Raw genomic sequence first — 13,963 nt, 5'->3', positions numbered from 1 at the left:
GTTACTCCTTGGCCAGGATTTCGTTCATCTGCGCCGCGATCTCCTTGGCGACGTCGGCCACCGGGCGCTCGCCCGACCAGGCCTCGGCGAGCAGCTTGTTCTGCACGTCCTGCCACTGCGCGGTGTTCAGCGTCGCCGGGTACGGCACGCCGTGCGGCATCGAGGCGTCGTACGTCTCCTTCAGGTGGAAGGAGGGGAAGGCCTTGAACCAGCCGTCCTGCGTGCCCGGACGCAGCGAGAGGGCGCCGCCGCCGCTGTCGCTGAGGATCTTCTGGGCCGGCTCGGAGGCGACGAACTCGGCGAACGCCGCCGACTCCGCCGGATGCTCGCTCTTGGCCGAGACGGCGTTGGCCAGGCCGAGCAGGATGACGGCTTCCTTCGCCGGTCCCCCGGGCAGCGGGGCCACGTCGATCCGCTCGCGGATCTCGGGGTTGGCCCAGAAGGTGGAGGCGAACCAGACGCCGCCGTAGTACATGCCGTACTTGCCGGACTGGAAGAGCTGGATGGGATCGGTGTCGGTGTAGACCTCGGCGACGGGCGCGACCTTGTCCTTGAGCATGCCGGTCCAGAACTCCAGGCCCTGGATGGAGGCGGGGTCGTCGAAGCCGCTCTTCTTGCCGTCGGGCGAGAGCACGTGGCCGCCGGCCTGGAGCATCGTGGGGTAGAAGCCGCCCTGGTCCCACATCGGGGCCATGATGCCGAACTGCTTCTTGGCCGGGTCGGTCAGCTTCTTGGCCGCGGCCTTGACGTCGTCCCAGGTCCAGTCGGCCGTCGGGTAGTCCAGCCCGGCCGCGTCGAAGATCTTCTTGTCGTACCAGAGCGCCGGGATGCTCACGTTGTGCGGCAGCGCGTACAGCTTGCCGTCGTGGCGGTAGCCGTCGACCACCGCGTCCGGCAGGCCCTCGGCCTTGGACGCGTCGACCGGGGCGATGACGCCGCCCTTGGCGTACATGCGGACGTTGAGGCTGTTCATCCAGAAGACGTCCGGAGCCGCGCCGCCGGACGCGGCCGTCTGGAGCTTGGTCCAGTACTGGTCCCACGGGGTGATCTCCAGCTTGACCGTGACCTTCGGGTTGGCCTGCTGGAAAGCGGCGATGATCTTCTCGGAGCCGGCCTGGTCGTTCTTGTCCCAGATGGCGTAGCTGATGGTGACATTGCCGGACTGGCCGGATTCGTCGGACGTGCCGCAGCCCGCGGCGACGACGGCGAGGCCGAGCAGCCCGGCCAGGGGGAGGCGAAAACGCATGGGTCTCTCCAGGTGGGGGGTCTCAGAACCGCAGGTTCGCGGTCCAGGTGGCGAGCTTGTCGTCGATCTCGGCCCTGGTCCGGGGGTGGCCGGGGGCGTCGGGACGTCGCTGCCAGGGGTGCGGGCCGGCGGCCGGGCGATACTCCACCCCCAGGGCGTCGAGCCGCTTCTCGTGTACGGCGAGCCGGGTGAGGAAGTCATCGAAGTCGCGCTTCCCGCTCCATACCGCCTCGGCGAACGCGGCCAGGCGGGGGAAGGCCATGTAGTCGAGCAGGCGGGGCGAGTCGATGTGCTCGGTCCACAGCGCCGCCTGGGCGCCGAGGATCCTGCCCCGCTCGTCCTCGGTGAGGCCGCCGGGGACGGGGTCGAAGGCGTGCACCGCGCTCAGGGAGGTCACGCTGCCGATCGGCACCGGCTCCTGATCGCCCTCGGCCTGGCGGAAGTCCAGGTAGGTCTCGGCGAAGGGGGACACCACCACGTCGTGGCCGGTCCGCGCGGCCAGCGCCGCGCACATGCCGCCCCGCCAGGCGGCGACGGTGACTCCCGCCGGCAGGCCGCCCTCCATGAGCTCGTCCCAGCCGAGCGGCTTGCGCCCGCGGGCCAGCAGGTAGTCGGCGAAGTGCCGCATCAGCCAGCTCTGCAGCTCGTCGGCGTCGCGCAGGCCGAGTTCGAGGATGCGCTCCTTGGCCGGGACGCTCTCGTTCCACTGGGTCTTGGGGACCTCGTCGCCGCCGACACAGATGTACTCGCCGGGGAAGAGCTCCAGGACCTCGTCGAGGACGTCGGTGAAGAACGCGATCGTCTCGTCGGCGACGTTGAGCACGTTCTCGCTGACGCCCCATTCCGTGGCCACGTCCAGCGGGGCGTCGAGGTTGCCGAGCTCCGGGTAGGCGGCGATGGCGGCCTGGGTGTGGCCGGGCAGGTCGACCTCCGGGACGACGGTGACGAATCTGTCGGCCGCGTAGGCGACGATCTCCCTGATGTCCTCCTGGCTGTAGAAGCCGCCGTGCGGTCGCCCGTCGCGCAGGCGATGCCGCCTGGCGCCCAGCGGCGACTCGCGCCGCCAGGCGCCGACCTCGGTCAGCTTCGGATATTTCCTGATCTCCAGCCGCCAGCCCTGGTCGTCGGTCAGGTGCAGGTGCAGCACGTTGAGCTTGTGCGTGGCCAGCAGGTCGATGTACCGCAGCAGGTCGTGCTTGGGCAGGAAGTGGCGGGCCACGTCGATCAGGCAGCCGCGCCAGCCGTACCTGGGCGCGTCGGCGATGCCGACGGCGGGAACGCTCCACGTCCTGTCCCCGGTACGGCCGGCCCGGAACGCCGCCGGGTCGAGGAACTGGCGCAGCGTCTGGGCCCCGTAGAAGGCGCCGGCCGGGGCGGCGGCCTCGATCAGCACCGACTCCGCCGTGGTCGTGAGCCGGTACTCCTCGGGCCCGAGCTCGTCGGCGAGGCGGATCTCGACCCCGCCGGGGCCCTCCGGCAGCGGCAGGCCGGTGGCCGGGGTGAGGGTCTCGCGGAGCCAGGCCGCGGCCCTGACCAGCGGTGGGTCGGCGACAATCGGGGTGGCGGCGGTGAAGGTGAACCGCCCTTCGGCTGACGTCAGGCGGGAGGGCGCCGGGATCGTCGTCACAGCGCCTGCACGGTACGGGTCTCGCGGGCTCGCTCGGCGGCCCACACGACGAGGTGCCCGGCCAGCGCGTCGGCCGCGCCGGCTCCGAGCGGCGCCTGATCGCCGGCCACCACGGCGTCGATGAAGGCCCTGGTGAGGCCCGTGTCACCGCCGCCGTGGCCGTCGGCCAGCGACGCGCCCGTGCTCGTCCCGGTGTCGATCGTCTCCTCGGCGCCGGTCACGAAGTCGACGAGCCTGATCCGCCGGCCGTCGCCCTCGGCGAAGCCGCGCGTACCGAAGATCCTGGTCTTGCGGTGCTCCAGCGGGGTGAAGGCGGTCATCGTGAACGACGCGGTCGCGCCCCGCGCGAACTCCAGCATCACGACCTGCTGGTCCACCACGTCGTTGTCGCAGTCGTAGACGCAGCGGCCGTACGGGCCGGTCTCCAGCGCGTGCCTGACGCCGGCCGTGGTGGCGTCGGCGGTGACCGCGCCGAGCGGCCAGAACTCCCGGGCCGGGTCGCCGAGGCAGCCCAGGTAGAAGCGTTCGGCGGAGTAGGGGCAGGTGGGCTCGACCGCGCAGCTCACGCAGCGTTCGCCCGCGCCCTCCGGCCGGTTCTCCGGCCGGAAGTGGGTGAGCGAGCCGAAGGACGCCACGCCGACCGGCTCGTCCTCGATGAGGTGGAGCAGCCAGTCGATGTCGTGGCAGGACTTGGTCAGCAGCATCGGCCCCGACTCGGCGGTGTCACGCCAGGCGCCCCGCACGTAGGAGTGGGCCATGTGCCACCAGCCCACCGGTTCCAGATGCTGGACGCTGGATATCGTGCCCAACCGGCCGCCGTCCACGAGCTCCTTGAGCACCTTGGTGTAGGCGGTGTAGCGGAGCACGTGGCCCACGGCGAAGACGACGCCGTTGCGCTCGACGGCCTCGACGATCCTGCGCGCCTCCGGCTCGCTGGGGGCCATCGGCTTCTCCAGCAGGATGGCGTAGCCCAGCTCGGCGAAGGCCACGGCGGGATCGGCGTGCAACCGGTCCTGGGTGGCGATGACCACGGCGTCGGCCAGCTTCGGCATGGCGGCCAGCTCGGCCCATCCGGGGTAGCAGGCCTGTTCGGACAGGTCGTGCTCGGCCGCCAGCCTGGCCCGCCTGGCCGGATCCGGGTCCGCGACGGCCACGACGCGCGCCCGGCCGTCGGCCGCGGCGGCCCTGGCGTAGATCAGGCCGCGGGCACCCGCGCCGACGATGGCTATGGTCGCTGTCATTGCCGCACTCCTCGACTTATTCTGGAGTCCATAGATAGTCATAGATCCGACCTTGCAGTCAAGCCCCTTCCTGTCGGACGATCCAGCTGGCGGAGATCGTCGCGAGCGCACATAATGAGGAGTCCATCAATAGTGAGAGGTGATCCCGTGCAGGTCAGTGGTGGGGACCTTCAGCGGCTGCGCCAGCTGAACTCGCTCAGCAGCATCAGCGCCCTGCGCGCGGCGAGCGGCCCGCTGACGCTCACCGAGCTGGCCGCGGCGACCGGGCTGTCGCGGGGTTCCATGGTGGACGTCGTCACCGACCTGCACGAACGCGGCTGGATCGCCGAGGTCGAGCCCACCCCCGGCGGCATGGGCCGGCCCGCCAAGCGCTACCGCTTTCGTGCCGACGCCGGGCACGTGCTCGGCATCGACATAGGGATCCACAAGGTCCTCGCCATGGTCACCGACCTCGCCGGCCGGACCGTCGCCAGCGGCCGGGTCGCCGTGAACCGGCACACCACCCGGGACGAGCGGCTGGACGCCGTGCACAGAGCCATCGACGCCGCGCTCGTCGCCTCCGGTCTGACCCCGCCCGACCTGTGGGGCGTCGCCGCCGGAAGCACCGGCGTCGTCAACCGGGAAGGCCTGGTCACCTGGGTCGACGAACTCCCCGACTGGGCCGGCGTCGACCTCGTCGGCCGGCTCGGGCAGTCGCTGTCCTGCCCGATCGCCATCGAGAACGACAGCAAGCTCGCCGCCCTGGCCGAACAGCGGCTGGGCGTCGCGGCAGGCGTCCGCGACCTCGTCTACCTGCACATCGGCCGCCGGCCCGGCGCCGCGCTCATCCTCAACGGCCATCTCCACCACGGCTTCAGCGGCGCCACGGGGGAGGTCGGCCACATGGGCATCACCGGCTGGCGCACCATGGCGAGCGAGCTGGAGAACTGCCCCGCGGCCGAAGGCGCCCCGCCGGAGGACGCCGCCGGGCTCGTCTTCGGAGCCGCCCGCGCCGGCGACGCCGGCGCGCTGGCCGCCGTCGACGGCTACGCCCACCAGCTCGCGCTCGGCACCGCCGCCATGGTCCTGACCCTGGACCCCGAGCTGGTCGTCCTCGGCGGCGGCTTCTCCCGCTCGGCCGACGTCCTGCTGCCGGCCCTCCGCCGCGCCCTCGAACCCCACTGCCTGCGCGTCCCCGAGATCCGGCCCTCGAAGCTCGGCGAGGAATGCGTCGCGCTGGGCGCCGCCTGCCTGGCGCTGAACCACGTGGACGAGCAGTTCTTCTCACCGGAAGGCTCGATCTCCCGCCCGGCCGCCCCCCAGCGCCTCGCCTGACCAGGCCGGCTCGTCCCACGGCGAAAAAGCGCCTCTCCCGATCCGGATCGGGAGAGGCGCCGTCGGAGATGTCCGGCTAGTTCGCGTTCACGTCCACCCCGTCCACGGACGGCCCGGTCGGCGGCATCTGGTAGCCGTGCGCCGTCATCCTCGTCTCGGGCCGCAGCTCGCACGGGACGCAGTCGGGCCAGTAGCGCTCGGGTGTGCGTCCGCTGACCGGGTTGCGGTAGTGGAACCACATGGGCAGGATGCCGGGCCACGTGATCGTGGTGCCGGTGCCGCCCCGGAACCCTTCCTCGCGTTCGCCCAGCTCGGTGAGCTTGATGTCCGGTGGATACCTGGTCAGCAGCGGGCTGTCCGGCGGCTTCGGCGCATCGGGCGGCGGGTCTTCCGCCGATGCCCAGCCGCCCGCCCAGGTGGGCGAGGTGTAGTAGTGCTCGTCGATGGTCACGGTCCACAACCGCCAGATGCCGTTCTCCAGCACCGCCTGGTTGTGGTACATGCCGCCGTGCAGGCCGGAGAAGCCCGGCGCCCCGTCCTTCGACGTGCGGGGCTGGAACAGGCGCGTGCGGAGGGTCGCCGACCGGCCGTCCTGCGACACCATGATCACGGGTTGGGTGAGCCAGTGGAAGGAGATCCGGGCGCGCAGCGCGTCCGGTGGCAGGGGGCCTCCCCAGGATGCGTTGACCGCGCCCAGGATGCGGTCGCGGCCGAAGTAGTAGCCGGCGAACGGCGACTGCTTGTTGCCGTTGACCGCGAAGATCCCCGCCATCCACGGCCACTGGAAGTCGTCGATGGTGAAGCCGTATGCCGAGGAGACGTTCTCGGCCCCGTCATAGGCGTGCGAGCGGTCGAGCCGGCGCTTGAGGTCGGTCAGGTTCTGGCTCGGCGCGTCGTGCGTCCGCGCCGCCGTAACAGCCTGCCGCGCCGGCGTCTTGAGGAACTCGGGTACGGCGCGGTCCGCTCGTGAAGTGGTGCCGCCGTTACCCCATCCCTCGGCGTAGTCGGCGCTGAGCAGCGGCTGGACGTGCACCTCCGTCAGTTTCCACAGCTCGCCCTGCTTGACGAAGCGGTTGCGGAACGTGGCGAACTCCCAGGCCCCCTTCTTGGTGTCGGCATCGCCCAGCATGCCGATCTGGATGCCGCGGGTGATCGCTTCCCGTCCGCCGGGCCGTACGTCGACGATCAGGTCGAAGATCGGATGGTCGTTGAGCTGGCCGTGGGTGAGGCCTTCCGGCCCCATGCGCTCCATCGCCCGGCGCACCCCATCGCGGCCCCGGTACACGCCCACGCCGTCGATCCGGAACCTGGCGTCGGCGGAGAACAGATCGACCACGTCGGTCCACATCTTGCGATCGACGTAGTAGCCGTAGGCGTTCTGGAGGTTGCGGACGGTGTCCTCGTCGTTCAGCCGGCCGATCCTGTCCGCCAGCTCCCGCGCGCTCGCCCTGGTGCGCGGGGCGGGACCGGACGGCTCCGGGTTGGGCACCCCGGTCTCGTCGAGGGTGAAATGCGGCGGCACGATGGGCAGGTCCGCGCCGCCGACGTTGGTCCAGCCGGTGGCGTAGTCGCCTTCGTACTGGGGGTGATAGCGGAGGGTCGCGATCTGCCAGTGCCTGTCCTTGAGAACGTACTCGTTCTCGTAGATTCCGCCTTCGATCCGGGCCCGCCCCTTGCCGTCGCCCAGGAAGCGCATGCCGTCCCAGCGGACCTTGGCGGTCCGGCCGTCGACGGAGAGGTTCACGAGCGGCTGGTCGATGATCTCGGTGTGGAGTGAGCCCGGCCTGGTGCCGTCCATCGCGCCGGCGTCGTTCTTGAGCCAGGTCTTGATCGCCTTGCGGCCGGTCGCGGTCTCGTCGCCCCACCGCAGCGTGCCGTCGTCGGCGAACAGTGCCGCCATCGCGTTCCACTGCCCGAACTGGCTCAGGTGGGTATAGGTGCGCTGTAAGTCCTTGACCTCGCGCACTGACTCGACCCGTTCAAGGTCGCGGGCCAGTGTGTCGATCGTCCGCGACGCCGGCGTGGACGCCGCCGTCACCGTCGTCGGCGGCGTCTGCGGGCTGACGCCCACACCGGCTGCTAGGAGCAGCGCCGTCGCCATTCCCATCGCAAGTTTCACACTCTCATCTCCTGTCCGTGGCCATCGTTCAGCGGAATTCGAGACGTGGGATGTCGGTTCAGCAAAGCACCCGTATGTTCGCCATGCAACCCATCACTTCGCATAGTGGTCCGTGAGTGCAAAAGGTCAGGTCCCTGCGTAGACATGAGTGGATGCCCTACGTATCATGAACATTCCGTTCAGAATCCGGACTATACGGAGGCTCATACATGCTGTCAGCCGAGGATGCCCGGCCCGTCTCGCCGGCCGTCCTGAAGGTCCTGACCGGTGCCGTGGACCTGCATTGCCACTCGGGACCGAGTCCGTTTCCGCGACGGTTGAACCACGTCGAGGCGTCCTACGACGCGGCGCGTATCGGCATGCGCGCGATCCTCGTCAAGTCGCATCACCACAACACCGTGATGGACCTGCTCGCCATGAGCACCTGGCTCGCGGACGCCCCCACGCCGGTCTACGGCGGGGTCGCGCTCAACACCGAGGTCGGCGGCATGAACCCGTCGGCCGTGGCGATGAGCCTGCGGATGGGCGGACGCTGCGTATGGGCGCCCACCGTGTCCGCCCGGCCGCACATCGACCACCACAGCCACGGCGGAGACTTTCCCAGCGCCGCGATCGACCTGCTCGAGAAGGAAGAGTCGATCTTCGACGAGTCCGGGGAGGTCTCGGCGGACACGGCCGCGGTCGTCGACATCGTCGCCGAGACAGGCGCGCTGCTCACCGGCGGCCACCTGGACCCCGAGTCGATGAAGGCACTGTTCTCGGTCGCCGAGAGCAAGGGCGTGCGGCGCCTGCTCGTCCAGCATCCCGACTTCATCGTCGGCGCGTCCGATGCCGACATCGAGGAGCTGCTGCGCTTCGGCGCCTACATCGAGCACGAGATCGCCATGTACCACCCCGAGGTGACCGCCATCGGGTGGCCCATCCAGCAGCTGCTGGACTGGATCGACCGCGTCGGCCCCGAGCGGACCGTCATCTCGTCGGACCTCGGCCAGAAGGGCAACCCGCTGCCCGTCGACGGCTACATCTACCTCATCGGGGCGCTTCTCGACCACGGAGTGGCCGAGAAGGACATCCGCAGGATGATCGCCGCCAATCCCGCGTACCTGCTGGGCCTGGAGGACAAGCCGTCGTGATCGCCGCCGACCGCGTGATCATCAGTGCCGCGGTGACGGGCTCGGTCCACGTGCCGTCGCAGAGCGATCATCTCCCGGTCACGCCAGAGGAGATCGTCGCGGAGTCCCTCGCCGCGGCCGAGGCGGGGGCGGCCGTCATCCACCTGCACGCCAGGCACGGCGAGGACGGCCGACCGGCGTTCGAACCGGCGGTCTTCGAGGAGATCATCCCGCCGATCGCCGCCCGGTGCGACGCGGTCATCAACATCACGACCGGCGGGGCGTCGTCGATGACGATCGAGGAACGGCTCGCCGCCGCGACCCGGTTCAGCCCCGAACTCGCCTCGCTCAACATGGGGTCGATGAACTTCGTCTACTCCGGCATCGCCGACCGGGTGACCCACTGGAAACACCCGTGGGAGAAGCCCTACGTCGAGAACACCTACCGCCACCCGTTCGTCAACTCCTTCGAGCAGATCGAGTACGCGCTCCGGGAACTGGGCGACAAGGGCGGCACCCGGTTCGAGTACGAGTGCTACGACATCGGGCACCTGTACACCCTCGCCCACTTCGCCGACCGGGGGCTCGCCAAGCCGCCCTTCCTCATCCAGGGCGTCTTCGGGATCCTCGGCGGCATCGGGGCCGATCACGCCAACCTCACCCACATGGTCGCCATCGCCGACAAGCTCTTCGGCCACGACTACCACTTCTCCGCCTTCGCGGCGGGCCGCCACCAGATGCGGTTCTGCACCCACAGCGCATGGCTGGGCGGCCACGTACGCGTCGGGCTGGAGGACAACCTCTACATCGGCAAGGGCGAGCAGGCGACCGGCAACGCACAACAGGTGCGCAAGGTCCGGGAGACCCTCGCCGACCTCGGCAAGGAGATCGCGACACCCGCCGACGTCCGGCGAATGCTGGCCCTCAAGGGCGCGCGCAACATCACGCTGTAACGGCTACGAGAGGAACCGACATGACGATGTACGCCAAGGACGACCTCCGGTCCCAACTGGCGAGCGTCCCGGCCACGAAGGCGGCGGTCGATCCGTCCACCCCCATCGCACAGGCGCAGTACCTGGAGTTCCCCGAGCTCCCGCCCGCCGTGGTCAGCCCGGCCGGCAGCCGCACCTGGGTCGCGCGCGGCCAGAACGCCGTGCTCGTGTGGACCGATGCCGTCGCCGGCGATCGCTTCTCGCGCGACGGCCAGCCCGACGAGTACGCCGTCCTGCTCTACTCCGGCAGCGCCTCGATCCGGGTCACCGCCGGTGAGGAGGAGCAGGAGGTGAACGAGGAGGCGTTCGTCGTGGTGCCGCCGGGCGACAGTGTCGTCGAGGCGCTGACCGACGGGCCCGTCATCCGGGTGTTCTCCTGCGTCGCCGAGGACCTGCGCGACGCCGCGCTCAACGCCGAGGCGTACGCCGAACCCGACCCCCGCTGCGCCCCGCTCGTGCCGTGGCCGGACCCGGTGGACGGCTTCCGGCTGCGCGTCTACCGGCTCGCCGAGACACCGATCACCGAGGGGCGGTTCGGCCGGATCTTCCGCACCACGAACCTCATGGTGAACTTCCTCGCCGAGGAGCCCGACCCCCGTGACCCTCTCAAGCTCTCCCCGCACTTCCACGACGACTTCGAACAGCTCTCCCTGGGGATCAAGGGGGAGTTCGTCCATCACATCCAGTACCCCTGGGGCCCGGACTCGACGCAGTGGCGGCCCGAGGACCACGGCCGGGTCGGGACACCGTCGATCACCGTCATCCCCCCGCCGACCGTCCACACGACCCAGGGTGTGGGCCCGCACCAGCAACTGATCGACATCTTCTCGCCGCCGCGCCAGGACTTCTCCGCCCGTCCCGGCTGGGTCCTCAACGCGGCCGACTATCCGGCCCGATGAGCGCGCCGCGCACCAGCCGGTTCCGGGCCGCGCTGGCCCGGCCCGGCGGACCGGCTCTCGGCACCTGGGTGAAGCTGCCGGTGATGGAGAGCGTCGAGTTGCTGGCGCTGGCCGGTTTCGACTTCGTGGTCATCGACCTCGAACACTCCGCGATGAACCTCGAAACCACGTACCGGCTGATCGGCACCGCGAACCACCTGGGGATGGCCCCGATCGTGCGGATCCCCGTGCTGGACGGCGGCATCGCCCCGCGCGTCCTGGACGCCGGCGCGGAAGGGATCATGCTGCCGCACGTCGACACGGTCGGCCAGGCGGAGGCGGCCGTGCGGGCGGTCCGCTTCCCGCCGCGGGGCGGCAGGGGAGTGGGCGCGACGAGCCGGGCCGGCGCGTGGGGCGCGCTGGACCGTGCCGAGTACCTGCGCTACGGCCAGGAGGAGGTGGTGCTGATCGCGCAGATCGAGAGCGCTCAGGCCGCCAGGTCGGCGGGCGCGATCGCCGCGGTGGCGGGCGTGGACGCGCTGCTCGTCGGCGCCGCCGACCTGTCCACCTCCGAGGCCGCCGCGGAGGACGACCCACGGGTGGTCGAGCTGATCACCACCGCGATCAAGGCCTGCACCGCCGCCGGCAAGCCGATCGGCAACGCGGGGGCGGCCACGAGGAGGTCGGCGCAGGCCGCCGTCGAGGCGGGGTACGCCTTCACGATGCTCGGCAACGACGCCGGCCTGCTCGGGTCGGCCGCCGCGGCCGCCGTGCGGGACGGACGGGCGGCCGGTGGTGACCGATGAGTCCCGCGCGCCTGTCACAGTGCCGTACGTATCACCGCTTGCACAACCAGAACTGAGAGGTAGACATCTTGTCTGACAACGCACGGGCGCACACGGCGCCCGGAACCGGGCTGCTCGCCGGGAAGGTCGTTCTCGTGGTCGGCGGGAGCACCGGCATCGGGGCCGACTCCGTCCGGGTCTTCGCCGAGGAGGGCGCCTCCGTCATGGTCGCCGCGCGGTCGCGGGACACCCTCGCCGCGCTCACCGAGGAACTCACCGCGGCGGGTCACGACGTCGCCTACACCGCCGGGGACGTCAGCGTCGGAGCCGACGTGGCGCGGTTCGTCGACGACACGCTCGCCCGGTTCGGCCGGCTCGACGGCGCGTTCAACAACGCCGGCATCAACCAGTACGGCCCGCTCGACGAGGTGTCGGAGGAGGACTTCGACCGGATCATGGCGGTGAACGTCAAGGGCACGTGGCTGTGCCTGCGCGAGGAGATCCGCGCGATGCGGGAGACGGGCGGGTCGATCGTCAACACGAGCAGTGTGGGCGGATTCCGCGGCAACACGGGGCTCGGCGCGTACCAGGCGACGAAGCACGCGGTCATCGGCTTCACCCGCACGGCGGCCCACGACAACGGGCCGCTCGGCATCCGGGTCAACGTCGTCGCCCCCGGCCCCACCGAGACCCCGATGTTCGTCAAGTGGCGGCACGACGATCCGGCGGCCGTGGAGCGCCGGATCGCCTCGGTCCCGTTGCGGAAGGCCGGCACGACGACCGAGGTGGCCAACGCCGCGGCATGGCTGTTGAGCGATCGCGCGAGCCAGGTCAACGGTGTCGTCCTGCCGGTCGACGGCGGGTACAGCGCCTAGACGTTCACGATACGGACACGGTAATTGAGATATGAACAATGGCTTGCTTTACTGACCGACTGAGCCGTACAAGCTGGAAGGGGACGAGAGTGTCCTCGAACAAGATCAGATGGTCGAGTTGGCCCTTACTGGCACCCGCGCTGGCCCTGCTGGCCGGGATTCTCCTGGTGCCGCTGGCCGACACCCTGATCCGCAGCGTCTCGACACCCGGCTGGACGCTGGAGAACTACGGCGCCCTCTTCACCGACGGCGTCACCCTGACGGTGCTCGGGCGGACGGCGATGACCGCCGCGACGGTGACGGCCGCCGCCCTGCTCATCGGGTATCCGTACGCGTACCTGATGACCCGGGTGAGCCCACGGGCGCGCGGCATCCTCCTGGTCATCGTGCTGATCCCCTTCTGGACGTCCGTGATGGCGCGCAACTTCGCGTGGATCATCATCCTTCAGGACGGCGGGCCGGTGCAGAGCGTGTTCGCGTTCTTCGGGGCCGACGACGTCGTCCTCTACGGCAGCACCGCCGGTGTGACGATCGCGATGACCCAGGTGATGCTCCCGTTCATGGTGCTGCCGCTGTTCAGCACCCTCGGCTCCATCGACCGGCGGCTGCTGCTCGCCGCGCGAGGGCTCGGCTCGTCCCCGACCGCGGCGTTCTGGAAGGTCTTCTGGCCGCTGTCGCGCGGCGGGGTGATGGCCGGCGTGATCCTGGTGTTCACCCTCAGCCTCGGGTTCTACGTGACCCCGGCGCTGCTCGGATCGCCGCAGGAGTCGCTCGTCGCCCAGTTGCTCGCGCAGCGGACCACCCTCCTGCTCGACTTCGCCGCCGCGGGAGCGCTCGGCATGCTCGTGCTGGTCGTCACGCTCGTGCTCGTCGCGTGGGCGAACCGGATGGGTGGCACCGTGTCCGCGATCGGTGTGGTCGCGACCGCCCGACCGAAGGACCGCTGATGACCGGCCCCGCGACCACCCGCCGGCGGTACACGAAGGTCGACCCGATCCCGTGGTGGCTCAAGGCGTTCGGCGGGCTCGTCGTCGTCTTCTTCATCCTGCCGACGCTGTTCGTCATCCCGATGAGCTTCAGTGACGCGACGACGTTCCAGTTCCCTCCGCAGGGCTTCACGTGGCGCCTGTACGAGAACTTCTTCACCAACCCGGTCTGGCTGAACTCCCTGGGCAACTCGTTCCTGGTCGCCACGCTCACGGCGTTGCTGGCCACGACGGTGGGGACCGCGGCCGCCGTGGCGCTGTCCCGGCTGGAGGGCAGGTTCGCCCAGCTCGTCCGTACGTTGCTGATGGTGCCGATCGTCGCCCCGGCGATCGTCGTCGCGGTCGCGGTGTACATCACCTTCCTCGGCTGGCAGCTCACCGGGACGGTGCCCGGGTACGTGCTCGCGCACACCGCGATCGCCGTGCCGTACGTGCTCGTCTCCGTCACCGGCGCGCTCGGCGGCTTCGACCCGCGACTGCTGCGGGCCGCCGCGTCGCTCGGCTCCTCACCGGCGCGCGCGTTCGTCCGCGTGACGATGCCGCTGATCAGCCGCGGCATCCTGACGGGCGCGATCTTCGCGTTCATCGTCTCGTTCGACGAGGTCGTCCTCGCGCTGTTCCTGCGATCCCCGCTGTTCCAGACCATGCCCGTGCAGATGTACAACAGCGTCACCGTCGAGATCGACCCGACGATCTCGGCGGCCTCGAGCCTGATGGTCGTGGCCGTGACCATCATCTTCCTCCTGCCCCAGCTGCTTCGCGGCAGGGGCGGCCGCCGATAGGAGAGC

At 70.2% G+C, this 13,963-nt stretch carries 12 protein-coding genes; 8 read left to right on the top strand and 4 right to left on the bottom strand.

Annotated features, from left to right (window positions below):
• Position 1 precedes the first annotated feature (1 nt).
• From ACTMTF_RS27865 to ACTMTF_RS27855, 3 genes are read right to left on the bottom strand one after another with little or no spacing between them, the layout of a single operon-like run.
• Positions 2-1,246 (bottom strand): ABC transporter substrate-binding protein, encoded by a 1,245-nt coding sequence (locus ACTMTF_RS27865; protein ID WP_441113326.1) that lies wholly within the window; start codon positions 1,244-1,246, stop codon positions 2-4.
• Between the two features lie 22 nt (positions 1,247-1,268).
• Positions 1,269-2,873 carry a beta-N-acetylhexosaminidase gene (locus tag ACTMTF_RS27860; RefSeq protein ID WP_441113325.1) on the bottom strand — a complete coding sequence of 535 codons (1,605 nt, stop codon included), beginning with the start codon at positions 2,871-2,873 and terminating at the stop codon, positions 1,269-1,271.
• Positions 2,870-4,114, bottom strand: coding sequence for a Gfo/Idh/MocA family protein (locus ACTMTF_RS27855; RefSeq protein WP_441113324.1), 1,245 nt, complete (start codon positions 4,112-4,114; stop codon positions 2,870-2,872). The genes ACTMTF_RS27860 and ACTMTF_RS27855 overlap by 4 nt, the downstream gene beginning before the upstream one ends.
• Positions 4,115-4,261: 147 nt before the next feature.
• Here ACTMTF_RS27855 and ACTMTF_RS27850 point away from each other — a divergent pair, with 147 nt between their 5' ends.
• A complete protein-coding gene (locus ACTMTF_RS27850; protein WP_441113323.1) occupies positions 4,262-5,428 on the top strand; it encodes an ROK family protein in 1,167 nt (388 codons plus the stop codon).
• 76 nt (positions 5,429-5,504) lie between these two features.
• On the opposite strand, the gene ACTMTF_RS27845 is transcribed toward ACTMTF_RS27850, so the two are convergent.
• Positions 5,505-7,547, bottom strand: a complete 2,043-nt coding sequence (locus ACTMTF_RS27845) for a nuclear transport factor 2 family protein (protein WP_441113322.1) — start codon at positions 7,545-7,547, stop codon at positions 5,505-5,507.
• 209 nt (positions 7,548-7,756) lie between these two features.
• Between ACTMTF_RS27845 and ACTMTF_RS27840 the strand changes: the two genes are divergently transcribed.
• From ACTMTF_RS27840 to ACTMTF_RS27810, 7 genes are all read left to right on the top strand, one after another.
• Positions 7,757-8,680: a DUF6282 family protein gene (locus tag ACTMTF_RS27840; protein WP_441113321.1), complete on the top strand. Its 924-nt coding sequence runs from the start codon at positions 7,757-7,759 to the stop codon at positions 8,678-8,680.
• Positions 8,677-9,612 (top strand): 3-keto-5-aminohexanoate cleavage protein, encoded by a 936-nt coding sequence (locus ACTMTF_RS27835; protein WP_397001737.1) that lies wholly within the window; start codon positions 8,677-8,679, stop codon positions 9,610-9,612. The genes ACTMTF_RS27840 and ACTMTF_RS27835 overlap by 4 nt, the downstream gene beginning before the upstream one ends.
• 20 nt (positions 9,613-9,632) lie before the next feature.
• The gene (locus tag ACTMTF_RS27830; protein ID WP_441113320.1) at positions 9,633-10,550 is read left to right on the top strand and encodes a hypothetical protein; all 918 of its coding nucleotides are present in this window, start codon (positions 9,633-9,635) and stop codon (positions 10,548-10,550) included.
• Positions 10,547-11,335 (top strand): HpcH/HpaI aldolase family protein, encoded by a 789-nt coding sequence (locus tag ACTMTF_RS27825; protein WP_441113319.1) that lies wholly within the window; start codon positions 10,547-10,549, stop codon positions 11,333-11,335. Before ACTMTF_RS27830 ends, ACTMTF_RS27825 begins: the two co-directional genes overlap by 4 nt.
• A 68-nt stretch (positions 11,336-11,403) precedes the next feature.
• Positions 11,404-12,189, top strand: a complete 786-nt coding sequence (locus tag ACTMTF_RS27820; protein WP_397001731.1) for an SDR family NAD(P)-dependent oxidoreductase — start codon at positions 11,404-11,406, stop codon at positions 12,187-12,189.
• 89 nt (positions 12,190-12,278) lie between these two features.
• A complete protein-coding gene (locus ACTMTF_RS27815; RefSeq protein ID WP_441113318.1) occupies positions 12,279-13,136 on the top strand; it encodes an ABC transporter permease in 858 nt (285 codons plus the stop codon).
• The gene (locus ACTMTF_RS27810; protein ID WP_441113317.1) at positions 13,136-13,957 is read left to right on the top strand and encodes an ABC transporter permease; all 822 of its coding nucleotides are present in this window, start codon (positions 13,136-13,138) and stop codon (positions 13,955-13,957) included. Before ACTMTF_RS27815 ends, ACTMTF_RS27810 begins: the two co-directional genes overlap by 1 nt.
• Positions 13,958-13,963 lie beyond the last annotated feature (6 nt).

It is taken from the genome of Nonomuraea sp. ZG12, assembly GCF_052068115.1.
Taxonomy (GTDB): Bacteria; Actinomycetota; Actinomycetes; order Streptosporangiales; family Streptosporangiaceae; genus Nonomuraea.
The sequence above is the reverse complement of the archived record's forward strand: the minus strand, read 5'-3'. Positions and strand labels throughout refer to the sequence as shown.

What these genes read in the sequence shown, in the direction of transcription:
- ACTMTF_RS27810 (WP_441113317.1), top strand. Translation starts at nt 13,136, where the DNA reads ATGACCGGCCCCGCGACCACCCGCCGGCGGTACACGAAGGTCGACCCG.
- ACTMTF_RS27865 (WP_441113326.1), bottom strand. Translation starts at nt 1,246, where the DNA reads ATGCGTTTTCGCCTCCCCCTGGCCGGGCTGCTCGGCCTCGCCGTCGTC.
- ACTMTF_RS27830 (WP_441113320.1), top strand. Translation starts at nt 9,633, where the DNA reads ATGACGATGTACGCCAAGGACGACCTCCGGTCCCAACTGGCGAGCGTC.
- ACTMTF_RS27855 (WP_441113324.1), bottom strand. Translation starts at nt 4,114, where the DNA reads ATGACAGCGACCATAGCCATCGTCGGCGCGGGTGCCCGCGGCCTGATC.
- ACTMTF_RS27825 (WP_441113319.1), top strand. Translation starts at nt 10,547, where the DNA reads ATGAGCGCGCCGCGCACCAGCCGGTTCCGGGCCGCGCTGGCCCGGCCC.
- ACTMTF_RS27840 (WP_441113321.1), top strand. Translation starts at nt 7,757, where the DNA reads ATGCTGTCAGCCGAGGATGCCCGGCCCGTCTCGCCGGCCGTCCTGAAG.